The organism is Microbacterium sp. NPDC087591 (assembly GCF_044743625.1).
Lineage (GTDB): Bacteria > Actinomycetota > Actinomycetes > Actinomycetales > Microbacteriaceae > Microbacterium.
In genome coordinates this window covers 1,870,045-1,887,383 of record NZ_JBIUWU010000001.1, presented here as the reverse complement: position 1 = coordinate 1,887,383, position 17,339 = coordinate 1,870,045, and the positions used below count along the sequence as shown (strand labels likewise).

The 17,339-nt window shown below is 70.0% G+C and carries 13 protein-coding genes; 1 reads left to right on the top strand and 12 read right to left on the bottom strand.

Annotated elements, in window-relative coordinates; genetic code table 11:
- Positions 1 to 139: 139 nt before the first annotated feature.
- The 5 genes from ACIOVG_RS08950 to ACIOVG_RS08930 all read right to left on the bottom strand — a co-directional run bounded on the left by ACIOVG_RS08950 (position 140) and on the right by ACIOVG_RS08930 (position 7,285).
- On the bottom strand, positions 140 to 3,553 hold the full coding sequence (locus tag ACIOVG_RS08950; protein ID WP_400871780.1) for a SpaA isopeptide-forming pilin-related protein: 3,414 nt from the start codon (positions 3,551 to 3,553) through the stop codon (positions 140 to 142).
- A 124-nt stretch (positions 3,554 to 3,677) separates the two neighbouring features.
- Positions 3,678 to 4,670 carry a class C sortase gene (locus ACIOVG_RS08945; RefSeq protein WP_400871777.1) on the bottom strand — a complete coding sequence of 331 codons (993 nt, stop codon included), beginning with the start codon at positions 4,668 to 4,670 and terminating at the stop codon, positions 3,678 to 3,680.
- A gap of 79 nt (positions 4,671 to 4,749) precedes the next feature.
- Complete coding sequence (locus ACIOVG_RS08940) at positions 4,750 to 6,270, bottom strand: SpaH/EbpB family LPXTG-anchored major pilin (protein ID WP_400871774.1); 1,521 nt, start codon at positions 6,268 to 6,270, stop codon at positions 4,750 to 4,752.
- 311 nt (positions 6,271 to 6,581) lie between these two features.
- Entirely contained in the window at positions 6,582 to 7,028 is a 447-nt protein-coding gene (locus tag ACIOVG_RS08935) for a BLUF domain-containing protein (protein WP_400871771.1), read from the bottom strand.
- On the bottom strand, positions 7,025 to 7,285 hold the full coding sequence (locus ACIOVG_RS08930) for a hypothetical protein (RefSeq protein WP_400871769.1): 261 nt from the start codon (positions 7,283 to 7,285) through the stop codon (positions 7,025 to 7,027). Before ACIOVG_RS08930 ends, ACIOVG_RS08935 begins: the two co-directional genes overlap by 4 nt.
- A gap of 99 nt (positions 7,286 to 7,384) precedes the next feature.
- Between ACIOVG_RS08930 and ACIOVG_RS08925 the strand changes: the two genes are divergently transcribed.
- Positions 7,385 to 8,212, top strand: coding sequence for an SDR family NAD(P)-dependent oxidoreductase (locus ACIOVG_RS08925; RefSeq protein ID WP_400871766.1), 828 nt, complete (start codon positions 7,385 to 7,387; stop codon positions 8,210 to 8,212).
- Between the two features lie 16 nt (positions 8,213 to 8,228).
- Here ACIOVG_RS08925 and ACIOVG_RS08920 read toward each other — a convergent pair whose 3' ends face one another.
- The 7 genes from ACIOVG_RS08920 to ACIOVG_RS08890 are packed head-to-tail and all read right to left on the bottom strand — an operon-like array spanning position 8,229 to position 17,317.
- Positions 8,229 to 9,413 carry a M20 family metallopeptidase gene (locus ACIOVG_RS08920; protein WP_400871763.1) on the bottom strand — a complete coding sequence of 395 codons (1,185 nt, stop codon included), beginning with the start codon at positions 9,411 to 9,413 and terminating at the stop codon, positions 8,229 to 8,231.
- A 13-nt stretch (positions 9,414 to 9,426) separates the two neighbouring features.
- Positions 9,427 to 10,197, bottom strand: coding sequence for an ABC transporter ATP-binding protein (locus tag ACIOVG_RS08915; protein WP_400871760.1), 771 nt, complete (start codon positions 10,195 to 10,197; stop codon positions 9,427 to 9,429).
- On the bottom strand, positions 10,194 to 11,957 hold the full coding sequence (locus ACIOVG_RS08910) for a dipeptide/oligopeptide/nickel ABC transporter permease/ATP-binding protein (RefSeq protein ID WP_400871757.1): 1,764 nt from the start codon (positions 11,955 to 11,957) through the stop codon (positions 10,194 to 10,196). Before ACIOVG_RS08910 ends, ACIOVG_RS08915 begins: the two co-directional genes overlap by 4 nt.
- A 3-nt stretch (positions 11,958 to 11,960) precedes the next feature.
- Entirely contained in the window at positions 11,961 to 13,004 is a 1,044-nt protein-coding gene (locus ACIOVG_RS08905; RefSeq protein ID WP_400871754.1) for an ABC transporter permease, read from the bottom strand.
- Between the two features lie 4 nt (positions 13,005 to 13,008).
- Entirely contained in the window at positions 13,009 to 14,598 is a 1,590-nt protein-coding gene (locus ACIOVG_RS08900) for an ABC transporter substrate-binding protein (RefSeq protein WP_400871750.1), read from the bottom strand.
- Positions 14,599 to 14,639: 41 nt separating this feature from the next.
- Positions 14,640 to 16,214, bottom strand: a complete 1,575-nt coding sequence (locus ACIOVG_RS08895; RefSeq protein WP_400871747.1) for a hydantoinase/oxoprolinase N-terminal domain-containing protein — start codon at positions 16,212 to 16,214, stop codon at positions 14,640 to 14,642.
- A complete protein-coding gene (locus tag ACIOVG_RS08890) occupies positions 16,211 to 17,317 on the bottom strand; it encodes a DUF917 domain-containing protein (RefSeq protein ID WP_400871744.1) in 1,107 nt (368 codons plus the stop codon). The genes ACIOVG_RS08895 and ACIOVG_RS08890 overlap by 4 nt, the downstream gene beginning before the upstream one ends.
- Positions 17,318 to 17,339 lie beyond the last annotated feature (22 nt).

The following is a 17,339-nucleotide window of genomic DNA, read 5'->3' as shown; positions in this document are numbered from 1 at the left end:
TCAGCCTTCCCTTCCCCGGACGGCACGGACGCTCCACCCCCCGGAGAGCGCGATTTAGTCCAGCATATTGGAATACTGCCTGCCGGACGGAGGGGTGCCACCCGCCGCTACGGCAGTGACACCCCTCTGACGGCGGGACTCAGGCGATCATCCGCCGCCGCCGCTGCCACAGCAGACCGGCGCTCATCAGCGCGACCATCGCCCCGGAACCGACCCAGAAGCTGAAGCTTCCGACTCCGCCGGTGAACGGTATCGACGGCACCTCGGAGAGCTCGTTCTCGATCGCCTCCGACAGCGCGGTCACGCCCTGCACGTCGACGAATCGCGGCGTCGGATCGAGCTGGAACCCCGCAGGGGCGCGCGTCTCCACCAGGCGGTAGCGACCGTCCTCCAGCGGCTCCACCCGGATCAGACCCGCCTCGGGATCCACGTCCGGCCCGGTGCACTCCGCAGCATCTGCCGCCACGCAGTCGACCACCGCGACGGATGCTCCGGTGGGCTGGTCATTCGCATCGACGGGCGTGAGCTCCCACTCGGATCCTTCGAGCCGAGTACCGTTCTCGACGCTGACCTTCTCCCACGAGAGGCTCGACGGCAGCACCTCGATGCCGGCGGGATCGCACGACTCCTCGACCGGTGCGGGCTCGCCCGGTGCCGGCGCCGGCGCATCCCCAGGGGCGACGCACGCGGTGTTGACGAGGTACCCGCCATCGGGCCGGTCGGTGAGGTCGACCTGGTACTCGATGGTCACCGCGTTCGCCTCACCCGGCAGCAGCTCCGGGAGCACCGCTCCCGCAGCGAGGCCGGCCGGAAGGGGATCGAGGGCGGCCAGATCGACACGGTCATCCGTGATCACGAGGTCGCGCAGCGTCTGGTCGCCGGTGTTGGTGACCACCAGACGGTACGTGAGCGTCGAGCCCGTGTGGAAGCGGGGGTAGTCGTCGACGTCGTTGGCGTCATGCCACTCCCCCTCCGCGTCCTGCACGTACTTCTTCAGCGCGACGGAGTTCACCGCGCCGATCTCGAAGCGGCTCGAGGTGCGCATGGCCAGTTTCGTGCGGTCGGATCGCGCCTCGGCCCGGTTGACGTAGACGTCCTCGAACGTCGCGCCGCTCGTGACGACGGCGATCGTGAACTCCTGCGTCCCGGAGGGGGCGAGGGCGGGCCCGATCACGCGCACGGCCGTGGCGTTCGCGGCGAACGTCGTGGACCATCCGACGGTGTTCCCCGTGACGGTGCCGGCCGCACCGTTCGACGCGTCCGCAGGATCGTCGACGAGGGTCGCGGGGTCAGCGGTCGTGTAGTACACCGTGGCTCCGGCGGCAGCCTGCACCGGTGCGCTCAGGACGTAGTCGCCGGTGAAGTCGGTGCCGCGTCCGTCGCCGTTGTACGGGAGGATGTCGACGGTGTCGGTGAACGCCTGCGTGCGGGTGTCCTTCGACGAGATGCGCACGGTCCACGAGTCCTGGGCCACACCGTGGTCATGGGGGACCTTCGCCTGCGCGGCGGTCTTGGTGAGCATGGTGTATCCGCCGTCGCGGATCTGCGTCGAGGCGCTCGAATCGACCGTGACACCCCCGACCGATGCCGTCGCCGTGTTCGCGAACACGTCTCCGGGCTTCGCGTCGGCGGGGATGCGGGCACTGAACGTGATGACGAACTCCGTGTTCGTCGGCACGTTGCTCAGGGCCCACTCGATGTTCTGCCCGGTGATCGAGGTCGGCGCCGTCGAGGCACTACCGGCCACGTACTCCATGCCCGCCGGCAGCAGATCGCGCACGGTCATCTGGCCGATCACCGTGTTCGCCGGCGCCTCTGCGCGATAGGTGAGCGTGTAGTTCACCGTGGCGCCCGGAATGGTCTCCTGCTGATCGACGGTCTTATGGATCTGCGGTGTCGCGGCGATGATGCGGAGCACGTCGCGCCCACCGGCGGTGAAGGGATATCGCGAGTTCGGAGTCAGAACGCCGACTGCCGATACGTCCGCCGGGTTCATGGAACGGGTCTGGTTGAACCACGTCGTTCCACCGTCGAGCGTGTAGGAGGTCCACGTCCAGATGTCCTGGCCGACGGCCACGGTGGGCTTGATCACGGACTTCACGAACAGACGCGGGACCGCCTCGGAAATGGTCAGACCCACCGCCGGCGTGATGATCGCCTTCACCGCACGCACGGTGCTCATGTCGGCGGGACGTGTGGTCGTCCACCCCGTACCGTTGCACGTGAAGGTGTTGGGGTTGTAGTTGGCGTGCAGCGGGTTCATGTTGTTCGATGTTCCGGTGCCTGTGTAGTACTGGTACTGCACACCCGGGTAGGCAGTGACCTGCCCCGCCGATATGGTTCCCATCGCCGCGTCGGTGACGTCGATGTAGCGCGAATCGACGATCGTGCAGACCTGTGTGCTCTGCGTCGCCCCGGCCAGCGGAGGGCGCACTCCTGAGCTGGACAGCGCGGGCTGACCGGCGAGTGTGCGGAAGGTGTCCGTCCACTGCGACCCCTTCGCGGGCGGGTCGAGGTTGCCCAGGCTCCACCCGCCCGACCAGACTCCTCGCGTCGAGGCGACGCTGTTGGCGTTGTTCGACGCGTCGTCGACCGATGTGGTCCCGAGCTGGGACGTGTACGTGGGTGCACTCGCCTGGAAGGAGGTCGAGGTCGGGTCCGTGTAGGTGAACTGGAGCTTGATGAGACCGGCGGCGACCACATCCCACTCAGCGGGGAGAGCAGTGCCGCCCGAGTCGAGACTCGGGCGCAGGGTCTTGGAGTAGTCGATGCCCGTCAGGGTGAGGCGCACACGGTTCGCGCTGATCGCAGTGAGTGTGCACGTCGCAGGGAACGGCGCCGTCTCGGCCGCCGGGTGTCCCGTACCCGAATGCGGGTGCCCCGCCTGGGTGGAGCTCTGGACGACGCACCCCGGCGCCATCGCAGTGATCGTGTTGCCGACGGTCGACGAGAAGGTGAGGTCGTAGCTCACGCTGTTCGGACCTGCCGCCGAACCAGGCGCGTGGCGCAGCGACCAGGGGAAGGAGAGTTCCTGCCGAGCGCCTACCCCCGTGCTCGAGGGGCGGCCGGCATCGAACTTCATGTCCATCGCGAACTCGTTCAGGATGGGAATCGCCGGGAGTGCCGCCTGCACGCCACCGACCGATCCGGAGATCGTCACGCCAGAGCCGGTGGAGCCATCGACTTTCAGCCCGGCCAGCATGAGCTCCGCCGTCCCCTGCTCGCGCGTCCCCAGGTTGCAGACGAGCGTGTGACCGTCGGCCGAGATCGACGAGATCGGATCCACGCCCTCGGTCAGACAGACGGACGGCAGCGCGGTGAACTTCGCGTTCTGCGCGGTGAAGGTGACCGTGACGTTGTCCACGGGATCGTTCGTGGGCGCGGCCGAGTCATCGTTGATGTTGAACCGCCACTCGGAGACGAGCGCGTCTCCTGAAGAGACCTGTGCGGGCACCGGAGCCTGCCACTGCCCCTCGATCTCGTACACGGTCGCCGCCTGCGCGGCATCGCCGTACACGATGCCGAGGCTTCCGACGACAGCCAGAGTGGCCATGACCGCTCCGGCTCTCCGCGCCCATCCTCCGAACGCACGGCGCGAACGCCGCGGCCCGAACATGCTCTTCTCCCGCATCTCTCCCCCTGTGGTGTGTGTCGTCATTGCGTCGTCTTCGCTGAACTCAGGCACCATCGCCGTGAGTCCCCTTCGTGGTCTCGTGTGTTGCTGTGTGTCGTGGCATCCGCATCCGCGCGTCGGCGAAGCCCTGCCGGACCACGTATGCCGCGACGAGAAGGGTCCCTCCGCCGCCGAGCACCGCCCACCACGGGAAGCCGGGAATCACCGGGGCCTGTCCGGCTGCCGAGAGGTCGGCCTCCGGTGTCGGCGTGATCCGCTCCCCGGTGACGAGGATGCGGTGCGTGTTGATCCCCAGCGGCGTGCAGGTGATCAGCGTCACCAGGTCTTCGCCCGGCTCTGCGCGCAAGGTGTCGGTCTGGTCGGGCTCGATCACCTTGGTCTCCCTGACCCGATAGGTCAGCACCCGCCCGAAGGTCTCCACGGTGATCGTGTCGCCGACCTCGACCCGGTCGAGGTCGGTGAACATCGCCGCGTTGGCGAGACCGCGGTGCGCCGTGATCACCGAGCGCGTCCCGATCCCGCCGACGGGCAGGTGCGACCCTTCGAGGTGGCCGGCACCACGGGCGAGGACGGCGTCGCTGGTGCCGTGGTAGACCGGCAGGTCCACATCGATACGAGGGATCTTCACCCGCGCCATCAGGCCGGCCGCGTTCGCGCTGAGGATCTTGGTGTAGTCCAGCGAGTCGTCCGAGAGCGTGCCGTCACCGACCGGGATGTTCGCATTCTCGCCGAGCACGACTCCGGCACTGAGGGCGTCGTTGTACTCCCGCGCCTGCCGCAGCTGCTCGTCTGCGCTGGGCTCGACATCGGCGATCGCCGTCTCGTAGCCGACCAGCACCCTCGACTGGTTGTAGGACGTGATCCATGCCGCCGTCATCGGGTAGAGTCCGGCGCCGAGTCCGCCGAGGGCGAGCACGGCGATGACGATGGTCAGCCCGCCGGGCCTCCACCGCCGTGCAGCCGCCGAGCGGCGGTCGCCGCGCAGCGCGATGCCGATGGCCGACTCCGCCATCTCCGGCGCTTCCCGTGTCTGCATGCCGCTCTCTCCCCTCCTGTCGGCGAAGGTGTTCCGGGCTGAGGTGCCTGAGCGCCCCTCAGCCCGGAACAGCTCGGTGTTACTCGCCGGCGACCACGCGACGGCGGTGCTTCATCAGCAGCAGTCCGACGGCCACGATGAGCGCACCCGCACCAGCGGTGATCAGGATGAGCTGACCGTTCGCACCCGTCAGAGGCAGCGGCGGCACCTCCTGCTGGGTGTTCACGATCTCGACGTTGTCGGAGGTGGTGGTCGCTCCGACCAGCACCGCCACCGAGGTGAACGGGTCAGCGGGCAGCACGTACCCGGCCGGCGCGGCGATCTCCTTGAGCACGTAGCAGCGCTGCGTGGCGTCGATGGCCGGGTTGACGCTGTCGCTCACGAAGAGCCCGGCGATGGAGATGACTCCGGTGCCCGCCGAGGTGAACTCGGTCTGGCCGTTGACGGCGACGGGGTCACCGGCAGCCACGGCGGCCGTGCAGTCCTCGGCGTACGGGTCCGCGGCGTTGTACACCTCGAACGTCGCTCCGTTCAGGCGGCCCTCAGAACCGGTGGTCCCGGCGCTGCGCTTCTGCACCTCGAGGTTTCCCCAGTAGGTCTGCACCTCGTTGGAGGGCAGCGGCGGCTGACCGTCCGGGTCGAAGCCCGGGTTGTTCGGCCAGAGCTCGGCCTGGTTGGTGATCGCACCGTCGCCGACCGCGACGACGGTTCCCGCGAACACGACCTGGATGCCGGTGCCGACGTGGGCGTTCGGGCCCTCGTTCAGCCAGGCGATGCCGGCCGCGGTGAAGTTCATCGTCACCTGCTGGCCGACGACCGTGACCTCGTAGAACGACGGGTCGAGCGCCGTGCCGCCCGCCGTGACCTCCACGTCAGCGGCAGCGATCGGCTCGAGCCGGTCGTCCAGCGTGTCGCGGATCGCGAAGCCGGTCCACGTCTGCTGCATCGTGGGCACGGGCACCGTCACGGGGAAGCGGATCACCGCTCCGAGTCCGGTGTCCTGCTGCGGCTCGACCGTCTTCTCGACGACACCCTCGCCGTTCTTCGGGTAGGCGTGCACGTCGTACACCCAGCCGCTCTCGTGCGGCATCGGAACGGTGAGGATGAACGGGGTCGCCCGGTCGACGATGATCGCCGGAGCCGACGTCTCGCACACCTGGTAGACACCGACCGCGAGATCGATGCTCGCCGCACCCTGGGCATCCGTCGCAGGGAGCGCGATCGGCGCGCCCAGCGTGTAGCCCGCGGGCGCCGTGCACGAGGCACCGGCGGCGAGGTCGCTCAGGTCGTTCCAGTTCTCCGGGACGCTCAGGTCGATCGGCGTGCCGCTCTCGAGCAGCGGGTACGCGGTGAAGACCACACCAGCCACCGGATCGGTGAAGTCGCCCGCGGCCGGGGCCTGACTGATATCGCCCTCGACATCCCCGTCCTGGTGCAGATACTTGTGCACCGTGAGCGACCCCGTGCGGTCGGGGTCGATGTTGCCGTAGTCCTGCGGAGCCGCGTATGCGGCCGTGCCTGCGCCCATCACTGCGCCCAGGCCGAGTGCCGTCACCCCCATGAGCGACAACACTCGCCGTGTCTTGTTGCGTTCAGCCACCTGAACGTCTCCCTCCCTGTATGGCCATGTGGCCCCCTATGGCACACCGGGGTTTTCGCCCACAGTGACCTCTTCGCCATACCGGACTCATGCCGAGGGCGATCGTGACGCGGGTTGCCGAAAAACTTTTCGCGGCGCTGTCGACCCCGCTGATGCGCACCGGCTCAGCGGGGTCGCGTCACGTTCCGGCCGCGAAAGGGTCATGCATGTGACGAGCGCCCTCCCCGTCGCTCGTCGGGATGCGCGCGCATCCGCGGTGGGATCGGGGGCGCTATTCCCTCCCCGAAGAGGTTCCCGATCCCCCGTGTCGTTCAGCGACGGGCGCGCACGCGGAACCAGAGCGACAACTCGGAGAGCGCGCGCAGCGTGGTGGAGCGGTCGGAATCGACGTCGAGGTCGGCGAACGAGTCCCGGTATCCGTCAGGTCGCGGATCCGTCAGCTGCGAGAGGCCCTGGTATCCCATGGTCCAGTCCGGGAACTGTCGTGCCGAGATGCCCTCCAGCAGCAGGATCCTCATGCCGCGATGACGGCCGTCCCGTGCGATGGCCGCGGCGAGCGCGGTGACGACGGCCCGCGCTCCTTCGAGCACCTGGATGAAGCGGCCGTCACGGTAGAGCAGCATCCCCGTCACGTCGCGGGCTCCGTTGGCGTCGCGCGACTGGGCGAGCAGGCCGGACAACGCATCGTCACCGAGGGGACGCACCGCCGTGCTCGTGTAGACGAGGGAGACCAGGTCGTCTTCGGACACGGCGCTCACAGGACGACACCGTCCTTCTGGTCGACCGCGTCATCCGGCTGTGCGGGCGCGGAGTCGGACGAGCTGACGGCCGAGGTGGCGTCGTGCAGAGTGTCGAAACGGCCGATGCTCTGCGCACGGGCATCGAATGCCGCGTAGGAGCCGTCGGGCTGACGATCGACGTAGCCGAGGAACTCGCCGACGCGGCTTCCGACATGGAAGCCGTCTTCGACGCAGGCCCACAGCACATCAGGATGATGGTCGGAGGAGTCGTTCACGTGTGAAGCGTAGGGCGCGGACCGAGTTCCGTCTCGGGGCTTGCGCCGGCGCGGTCCGGTACGCAAGGGGGCGGGACGGAACCGGCGTACTGTGCTCTCATGACTGATGTCGCACTGATCACCGGAACCTCCTCTGGCATGGGGCTGCACGCCGCCGTCGAACTCGCCCGTCATGGGCTGCACGTCGTCGCCACGATGCGCGACGTCGCCCGCGCCGACCGTCTGCACGCGGCCGCCTCCGCCGCGGGGGTGACGATCGATGTCCGCGCCCTCGACGTGGTCGACCACGCGGCAGCCGCCACCCTGGTCGCCGAGATCGAGGCCGAACTCGGCGGCATCGACGTGCTGCTGAACAACGCCGGCCGCGGCAGCGTGGCGACCGCCGAACAGGCGAGCATGGAGCAGGTGCGCGATCAGCTCGAGGTGAACTACCTGGCGCCGGTCAACCTCGCCAAGCTCGTACTGCCCGGCATGCGCGAGCGCGGCAGCGGGCAGATCCTCACGATCACGAGCGTGGGCGGCGCGGTCGGCCAGCCCTTCGCCGACACCTACTGCGGGGCGAAGTTCGCGGTGGAGGGATTCATGCAGTCGCTCGCCCCGGTCGCCGAGCGCTTCGGCATCCGCGTCAGCGTGATCGAGCCCGCCGCGGTCGCGAGCGACTTCGTCAGCAACGCCGAGCGCCCAGACGCCGACGGCCCCTACGCCGCGCTGCTCGACGCGTACATCGCCCGCACCGCCGGGGCGTTCGCGAACGCGCAGTCGGCGGAATCCGCGGGAGCGGCCATCGCCGCGGCCGTGCTCTCGGACGAGTACCGGTTCCGCTGGCAGACCTCCGACGGCGCCACCGCGTTCGTCAGCGCCTCGCTGGCCGACACCGACGGCAGCCGCGTGCTCGGCTTCACGCGGGGGTGGATCGCGGCGGGCTGAGCCGGGGTCGCTGGACTCAGCCCCGTTCGAGGCGGCGCCACGCGAGTTCGGAGAGCACCGACACCTGCAGTGGCAGAACCGCATCATCGAAGGCGGTGATCTCGGCGTGCATCGGCACGGCACCGCTCGCGGGCGCCGCCCCCACGAACACCAGCGTGCCCGGCACCTCCTGCAGCACGTAGGAGAAGTCCTCCGATGCCATCGACGGCTCCGGCAGCCGCGTGACCCGCTCGGCGCCCACGAGCTCGTCGAGCACCGCGAGCACCTGCGCCGTCTCGGCCGGATCGTTGTAGGTCACCGGGTACGACGAGAGGAACTCCGTGTCGAGTCGGCATCCGTTCGCCTCCGCGATCCCCGCGAGGAGGGGCGGGAGCTGCGTGCGCACGGTCTCGAGCGTGGCCATCGACAGCGTGCGGATGTTCGCCTCGATGTCGACGCTCGCCGCGAGCACGTTGCTCGCGGCCGAGTCGCTGCGCAGCCGGGTGACGGAGATGACCGCCTGATCCGTCGCCGGGAGACGGCGGGCGGTGAAGGCCTGCACCGCGAGGATCAGCTGGGCCGCGACGGGCACCGGGTCGATCGCGAGCTGCGGGAAGGCGGCGTGACCGCCGGTGCCGTGCAGGGTGAGGCGCAGCGCACTCGCGCTCGCCATCATCGCCCCCACGCGCGTGACGAGCTGTCCGAACGGGGTCGCGCTGTCGACGTGCACGGCGTAGGCCGCGACCGCCCGCTCCCCCGCCGCGTCGAGCACGCCCTCCTCGATCATGAGCTGTGCCCCGGCATACCCCTCTTCACCGGGCTGGAACATGAACACGATCGTCCCCGGCAGCTGTGCGCGCCGCGCCGCCAGCACCTTCGCGGCGCCCAGGAGCCCTGCCATGTGCAGATCGTGTCCGCACGCGTGCATCGCCCCGGAGGGGGCGGCGAACGGCAGCCCGGTCGCCTCCGTCAGCGGCAGCCCGTCCATGTCGCCGCGGAGCAGGACGACCGGGCCGGGACGTCCGCCCCGCAGCACGGCGGTGACCGCGGTCGACGACTCTCCGCGCGTGATCTCCAGCCCGAGGCCCTCGAGCTCCCGCAGCAGGATCCGCTGCGTGCGGGGCAGGTCGAGGCCGACCTCCACCGCGCGGTGCAGTTCGCGACGTACGGCGATCAACTCATCGCCGAGCGCGGCGGCCGCGTCGTCGAAGCGACCGGTCATCCGAAGCGCCCGGTCATCCGAAGCGCATCCGCTCGCCCAGCACCGGAACCGCGTCGAGCAGCTCCTTCGTATAGGGGTCGGCGGGATTCGCAAGCAGCGTCTCGGTCGGGCCGGCTTCGACGAGCCGGCCGTGACGCATCACGCACACCTCGTCGCTGATGTACCGCACGACGGCGAGGTTGTGCGAGATGAACAGGATCGACAGTCCGAGTCGGTCCTGCAGTTCGCGCAGCAGGTTGAGGATCGCCCCCTGCACCGAGACGTCGAGCGCGCTGGTCACCTCGTCGGCGATGAGCACGGAGGGCTCGCCCGCCAGCGCCCTGGCGATCGTGATCCGCTGCCGCTGCCCGCCCGAGAACGCGGCGGGCGGTTCGTCAGCGCGGTCGGGGTCGAGATGCACGATGGCGAGGAGTTCCCGCACCCGGGCCACCCGCTCGGCACGCGTCCAACGACGTCCGGTGGCCCGCAGCGCTTCGGCGATCGAATCGCCGATCGGCATGAGCGGGTCCAGCGCGGAGAACGGATCCTGGAACACGAGCTGCATCCGGCGACGTGCGGCGCGCGCGGCCCCGCTCCCGCCGGTCGCCTCGGCGCCGTCGACGCGGATCGACCCCGACTCGGGCTTCACGAGACCGACGGCGGCCGCCGCGATCGTGCTCTTGCCCGACCCGGACTCCCCGACCAACCCCACGGTGCGGCCCTGGGGTACCGCGAGACTCACCCGCTCGACCACCCGCGTGCGGCCGTAGCGGACGCTGAGGTCCTCGATCTCGAGTGCGTTCATGCGGACACCTCCTGTTCGAGCGCCTCGGGGAGCAGTTCCGCCGGGATCACCGGGAGCGGTTTCGTGCGGTCGCTGGTCATGTCGGGAAGGCACGCGATCAACGCCTTCGTGTACGGATGCTGTGCCTCGTCGCGGATGCGACCGGCGGAGAGGGTCTCCACGATCCGACCGTCCTTCATCACGATCACCCGGTCGCAGAAGGCCGAGACCAAGGCGATGTCGTGCGAGATGAAGACGATGGCCGCGCCGGTCTCCTCCTGCGCCCTCCGCAGCACGCCCATGACCTGCCGCTGCACCGTGACGTCGAGCGCGGTGGTGGGTTCGTCGGCGATGATCAGCCGCGGGCGACCGGTGAGCGCCATGCCGATCATCGCCCGCTGACGCATGCCGCCGGAGAACTCGTGCGGATACTGCGTCAGTCGCGCAGCGGCATCCGCGATCCCGACCGCGTCGAGCGCCGCGGCCGCCCGGGCCCTGGCCTCGCGCGGCCGCATGCCCATGTGCACCTCTGGCACTTCGGTGAGCTGCCGACCGATCGTGAGCGCCGGGTTCAGCGAGGTGAGCGGATCCTGGAAGATCATGCCCAGCTCGACCCCCAGCCGCGCGCGATCGGACGCGGTGAGCGCGCCTGTCATGTCGAGGTCGTCGAAGCGGTGGGAGGAGCAGGTGATGCGGGCATCGTCGCCGAGCAGCCCGGCGAGCGCCATCGCGGTGAGCGACTTCCCGGACCCGGACTCCCCGACGATGCCGATGACCTCGCCGGGAGCGATCCGCAGGTCGACCCCGTGCACCCGCTCGACGACGCCGTCGTCCGTGGGGAAGGCGATCCGCAGGTCGGTGATCTCGGCGATCGTCCCGGTGGCGGACGACGTCGGCGCCACCGTCCCCTGGCGGCGGCGCGGGGTGAGGGTCACCGCACCCGTCGCCCTGGCGGCGACGGCACGCCAGCCCTGCCCGCGCGAGCCGGCGACCGCCTCGCTGAGCATCGTGAACACCAGCCCGGCGAGCACGACCGCGATGCCGGGGCCGATCGCGGCGAGCGGGTTGACGTAGATGCGCAGGATGCCCTCCTGCAGCATCCGTCCCCAGTCGTACTCCGGGGCCTGCACCCCCAGCCCGAGGAACGAGAGCCCCGCGAACGACAGCAGCGTGACGCTCGCGGTCGCCGCCGCGTTGACGAAGAACGGGTTCGCGATGTTCGGCAGCACGTGACGCACGAGGATGCCGATCGGCCCGACGCCGACGACACGGGCGGCGCGCACGTAGTCGCGCCCCGATACGGAGGCGGCGAGGTTGTAGACGAGCCTCGCGAACGAGGGGATGCCGGCGAAGCCGATCGCGAGCATCGCACCGGTCGCCGTCGCGCCCCAGATGACGGTGAAGAACAGCACCATCAGCAGCCACGGGAAGGCGAGCAGGATGTCGAGCAGACCGGTGAACCACCGCCGCGGATGCTTCGGCAGGATGCTGGCGACCAGGCCGAACACGATGCCGCCGATCAGTGCGATGGCGGTGGCGCCGAGGGTCAGCAGCAGCGTGAGCCGAGTGGCCGTGAGCACGCGGGCGAGCACGTCGCGGCCGAGTTCGTCGGTGCCGAACGGATGCGCCGCGCTGGCGGGGAGCAGTCGGGAGGAGACGTCGGTGGTCTCGGCGGCCGCTCCCCAGATCGCGGGGCCGGCGACGGCGAGGAAGACCAGCAGCGCGCTGCCGGCGATGGCGGCGATCGCCGTCGGGTTCAGGAGCTTCTTGCGCGGTGACATGACTCAGCCCTCCGTGATCGAGGAACGGGGGTCGATGGTGGCGAGGGTCACGTCGACGACGAGGTTCACCCCGAGCACGATGAGTGCGTAGACGATGACGACGCCCTGCACCATGGGATAGTCCTTCGCGCCGACCGAGGAGACCATGATCGTGCCGAGCCCCGGTATCGAGAACACCGTCTCGATCAGCACGGTCGCCGCGGTGAGACCGGCGAGGATCAGACCGCCGACCGTCAGCGTCGCGGTGACGATGTTCGGCAGCGCGTGGCGCAGGTGGATCACCCGCCGCGGCAGGCGCTTGGCCCGCGCCGTGGTCATGTAGGTGGTGTCGAGCACCGCGAGCATCTCGACCTGGACGATGCGCACCAGGTAGGCCATGGGGCCGATCGCCAGCGCGATCACCGGCAGCACGGCCTCGGCCGGACTCCCCCAGCCCGCCGCGGGGAGCCACCCCAGCCGCACCGCGAACAGCGAGATCAGCCCGACCGCCACCAGGAAGCTGGGGACGGCGATCAGGATGCCGAGCACGGCGGAGACGGCCAGCGACAGTCCGCGGCGCCGACCGGAGCGGGCGAGCACCGCGGCGCCGATCCCGGCGGGCAGCGCGCCGACGACCGCGATCACGAATGCGAGCACGGCGAGCAGCAGGGTGGTGGGGAACCGCTGCGCGATGACATCGGCCACCGGGCGCTGCAGCCGCACCGAGGTGCCCAGGTCACCGGTGAAGAGCCCGCCGATGAAGCGGAAGAACTGCTCCCACATCGGCCGGTCCAGCCCGAGCTGCGCACGCGTGGCCTCGACCAGCTGCGGTGTCGCGCTCTGCCCGAGCGCAGCGCGCACGGGGTCGCCCGGCACGAGGTACATCAGCAGGAAGGACGCGACGATCACGACGGCGAGCGAGATGACCAGTCGGCCGAGTCGGCGCAGCAGGAAGGCTGTCCGCGGGGAGAGTCCCCGCCGCAGGCGGCGCTCCTCCACCCGCGCCGCCAGGGCGGCCGTGCTGGTGTCGGCCACTCCGGCGGTCGCGAGAGGAGGAGTCGTCGTCATGATGTCAGCCCAGCATCCGGATCGAGGTCGGCTGGATGAAGTTCGGCTGATCGAAGATCGCACCGGCCTGGTAGGTCGGCAGGATGTTGTCGATCACCGGGAACACGTCGAAGCGCTCGATGAGTTCCTTCTCGGCATCCTGCCAGATCCCGCAGGTGTCATCCGGGGTGGCGCTGGAGGCTTCGGCGGCGAGAGCCGAGTACTCCGGGTTGTCCACCCACATGAAGTTCAGACCGCCCTGGTCGGGGGTGGCTCCGTCGAAGAAGGTCGACAGCACCACGGGCCCGCCGGGCGCGATCTGCACCCAGCCGGTGTCCCAGTCGAAGGTCGACCAGAGCTGCTCGGACCAGGCCGCTGCGTCGTTGGCGGAGAGCTCCGTCGTCACACCCAGGCCGTCCCACGTCTGCTTGACGAGTTCCGCCGCTGCGGCGTGCGTCGAGGTCGGCGCGTTGTAGACGAACTTGATGGTGAGCGGCGCACCGTCCTTGTAGCGGAGGCCGTCGGACCCGAGCGCCCAGCCGGCCTCGTCGAGCAGCTCAGCGGCACGATCCAGGTCGGTGTCAGGCAGGGTCCATTCCGGCTTGTCGGCGACGCACAGCAGCGGGTTCTTGGTCACGAGCGAGATCGACTCCAGACCTTCGCCGTCGGCGATGACCGTGCCGACCTCGTCGCGGTCGATCGCGATGGACAGCGCCTCACGCACGAGCGGGTCGGCGAACGGACGCCCCTCCTTCTCGTTGAACAGGATCATGCCGACCGGGTTGCGCACGCCCGTGTGGGTGAGGCCGGCCCCGTCGAGACGCGACCGGTCCGCGCCCGAGATGGTCGCGGCGTTGATCTCGCCGGAGACCAGCAGGTTGGCCGCGGTGCTCTCGTCGGTGACGACGCGCGCCTGGATCGTGTCGGGCAGCCCGGCCGTCTCGCTGGTGACGTCACCGGGGCCCCACGTGTAGTCGTCGCGCTTGGCGAACGTGTACGTGTCGCCGGGCTTGACGTCGTCGAGGCTGAACAGGCCGGTGCCGTCGGACGCATCGGAGAGGGTCGTCGGATCGGCGAGCCCGGCGTCGCAGACCAGCATGATGGTGCCGACGTTGACGGCGAGGAACGGGTTGTTCTCGGTGCTCGTGACCGTGACGGTGGCGCCGTCGGCCGTAGCGGAGATCTTCTCGTCGATGACCGACCCGTACGAGAACGTCGCGTTGGCGGGGTCCGCGTTGTAGTTCAGGTTGTCGGCGACGGTCTGCCCGGTGAACTCGGAGCCGTCGGAGCAGGTGATGCCGTCCTTCAGGGTGAAGACGACCTCGGTGCCCGTCTCCTCCCAGCTCTCGGCGAGCCAGGGCACGAGCTCCCCGTCCGAGGTGACGGCGATCAGCGACTCGTAGGCGAGGCTGACGACAGCGAGGGTGTCGGGTGACACCGCCGTGAACGGGTTCAGGTCGCCGGGGTCGTCGCCGACCGCGGTCACGAAGGTGCCGCCGGAGACGAAGTCCCCCTCGGACGGGGTCGACGGATCGGTCGAACCCGCGCAGGACGTCAGTGTCAGCGCGAGCGCAGAGAGAACGGCGGCCACGGGTACTGCGGTACTGCGTTTCATAGCGATCTCCTCTTATCGGGTGCGGGGATGAAGCAGAGCGGTCAACGGACCACGGCGTCGGCGGAGAGCCGGGCCAGGGGTCCGGCGGCCTTGACGGTCACGTTGACGGTCGGGCGGGCGGTGTACGGCACATGCGTCTCGAGCACGTCGACGATCGACACCTGCAGCGGATCGGCACCGGCTTGGATCGCCTTCGCGATGGCCGCCTCGGATGCCTGTTCGATCGCGGATTCGCGGTCCCCCATCGGGGCCATCTGGTCGGCGCGTCCTCCCGCCAGCGAGATCGCGGCCCCGACGGCGTTGGCGACGCCGCCGTGGTCGGGGCGCAGGATGCGTCCGGCGCTCGCGAGGCGATCGGGCACGAGGAACCCGCCCCCGCCGACCACGACCAGGGGGATGTCCATCCGCCCGAGCGACAGGCGCTCGACCGCTTCCTCGAGACGGTCGGCGACGACGGCGAGCGCGTTCTCCAGGGCGGCGGTCATCGTGCCGTCGAGCGCGGGCAGGGTGCGCCCGGCGACCGGAGAGCCGAGGAGCGCCGCGGCATCGGTGAGCGTGGGGGTCGAGCCGCCGAACAGCAGCCCCTCCCGGTCGATGCGGTATCCCACCGAGTCGGGTCCGACCCGCCCGGAGGCGACGTCGATCACGGTGCCGCCGCCGATGCCGACGCTGAGCACGTCCGGCATGCGGAAGTTCGTGCGCACTCCGCCGATGTCGCGCGGCAGGGTCGACTCGCGCGGAAATCCTCCGACGACGACACCGAGGTCGGAGGTCGTGCCGCCGACGTCGATCACGATCGCGTCGTCGTGGCCCGACAGGTAGGCGGCGCCCCGGATGGAGTTGGCCGGCCCCGAGCCGATGGTCAGGACCGGGTACTGGGCGGCGAAGTCGAGCGACATGAGCGTGCCGTCGTTCTGGGCGAAGAAGGTCGTGGCGTTCAGGCCCTCCTCGGCCACGACGGTGACCAGCGCCTCGGTGACCGAGCGGGCGACGCTGTACAGCGCGGCGTTCAGCAGCGTGGCGTTCTCCCGCTCGAGCAGGCCGATCGGCCCGATGTCCTGGCTGAGGAACACGCGGGTGTCCTGCCCGAGGTGCGCACGGAGCAGCTCGGCGACCTCCAGCTCCTGCTCGGGCGACGACGGGCTGAAGATCCCTGCGACGGCGATGGCATCGAAGCCGTCGAGACCGTCGACGAAGCGCAGGATGCCGTCGCGGTCGAGTGGCGAGATCGGGGTACCGTCCACCATGTGGCCGCCGCCGAGCATCGCCGAGCCCGCGAGCACCATGCGCACGAGGTCGTCCGGCCAGCCGGTCAGGGGCGGATACTCGGTGGCCGCCGGTGCGCCGAGCCGGATCATCGCCACCCGGTCGAGGTGGCGACGCTGCACGATCGCGTTCGTCGCGTGCGTGGTGCCGAGCATGACCCGGGAGACGCGCGAACGGTCGTCACCGAGCGTGGCGAGCACATCGCGGATGCCGGCGCGGATGCCGCCGGTGATGTCATCCGTGGTGGCGCGCTTCGTCCAGGCGAGCACCGCGCCGTCGCCGTCGAGCACGACGGCGTCGGTGTTGGTGCCGCCGACGTCGACGCCGATGGAGAGGTCACGCGCGGTCATCGGACGGCTCCTTCGAACGGGACGTAGGGGAGGTCGTAGCCGAAGGCGGCGGGGCCGGCGAGTTCGATCCCCCGCGGCGTGCGCCAGATCGGATCGCAGGCCCACGCGAGCACCGAGACGCGCTGGCCGAAGCGGAGCATCTCGGTGGTGATCGCGTGCCCGGTCTCGGCATCGATGATGGTGATGAGGTCGGGAACGCTGACCAGCACCTCCCCGTCTTCGAGCACGAGGAGGTTCTCGTTCTGCAGCTCCAGCCTCTGCAGGCGGCCGCGGTCGGCGCCCGTGCCGGTGATCGTCACCGAGCCGCGCACGAAACCTCCGGCGGTGCGGCGGTCGAGGTCGGTGATCTTGCCGGTCATCAGCACGCGCGCATCGAGCTCCTCCGCGACAGCGGCGACCGGATCGGACGACGACATCAGCGCGTGGCCGACCCGGATCGAGGCGCTCACGGTTCCCTCGATGACGGCCCCGCGCACGGTGTCCGCGGTCATCGGGTAGTGCGCGCCGATGCAGATGGAGCCGCTGGCGACGGTGAGGGCGCGGGCGTGCCGCTCCAGCCAGTGGAGGTCGACGGTCTTCATGACCGAGATGTTGCCGACGACGTCGCTCTGCACCGCCCAGGCGCAGGGGACGCCGGCGACGTTCATGGCGACCATCGCGGCATCGGGGAACGCCCGGCCCATGCCGTCGGCGTCGAGCACCTGGAGTCCCAGTCGTGCCGCCCAGCCGATCGGCTGCACGCCGTTGCCGCCGCCGATCTCCGCCGCCATCAGCGTGGTCACCCGACGCCCGAGCAGCTGCTCCGCCTCGGCGAGCAGCGCGTGGATCTGCCCCGTGGCCGAGAGCATCTCGATCCCCACGGTGGGAGCGCCGATCCCCGACATCAGGATGACGACGTCATCGGGTCCGAGGTCATCCACCGTCACCAGCGGGACGGGGCCGTGCTCGCGCAGGGCCTTCTCGACCATGATCTGCGAGGTGTACACGGCGCCGCCACCACCGGTGCCGAAGATCGCGGTGCCGACCCCGAGTGCGGCGACGTCCTCCGCGGTGATCCGGGTGATCGGCGCCGACGTGCGTGCGGCGGGAGATATCTGGGCCATGTGTTCACCGTACGGAGGCCTC

Bases quoted from the DNA above. Each gene is read 5' to 3' on its own strand.
- ACIOVG_RS08925 (WP_400871766.1), top strand. From the start codon at position 7,385: ATGACTGATGTCGCACTGATCACCGGAACCTCCTCTGGCATGGGGCTG.
- ACIOVG_RS08910 (WP_400871757.1), bottom strand. From the start codon at position 11,957: ATGTCACCGCGCAAGAAGCTCCTGAACCCGACGGCGATCGCCGCCATC.
- ACIOVG_RS08945 (WP_400871777.1), bottom strand. From the start codon at position 4,670: ATGCAGACACGGGAAGCGCCGGAGATGGCGGAGTCGGCCATCGGCATC.
- ACIOVG_RS08890 (WP_400871744.1), bottom strand. From the start codon at position 17,317: ATGGCCCAGATATCTCCCGCCGCACGCACGTCGGCGCCGATCACCCGG.
- ACIOVG_RS08950 (WP_400871780.1), bottom strand. From the start codon at position 3,553: ATGGCCACTCTGGCTGTCGTCGGAAGCCTCGGCATCGTGTACGGCGAT.
- ACIOVG_RS08915 (WP_400871760.1), bottom strand. From the start codon at position 10,197: ATGAACGCACTCGAGATCGAGGACCTCAGCGTCCGCTACGGCCGCACG.
- ACIOVG_RS08920 (WP_400871763.1), bottom strand. From the start codon at position 9,413: ATGACCGGTCGCTTCGACGACGCGGCCGCCGCGCTCGGCGATGAGTTG.
- ACIOVG_RS08895 (WP_400871747.1), bottom strand. From the start codon at position 16,214: ATGACCGCGCGTGACCTCTCCATCGGCGTCGACGTCGGCGGCACCAAC.
- ACIOVG_RS08900 (WP_400871750.1), bottom strand. From the start codon at position 14,598: ATGAAACGCAGTACCGCAGTACCCGTGGCCGCCGTTCTCTCTGCGCTC.
- ACIOVG_RS08905 (WP_400871754.1), bottom strand. From the start codon at position 13,004: ATGACGACGACTCCTCCTCTCGCGACCGCCGGAGTGGCCGACACCAGC.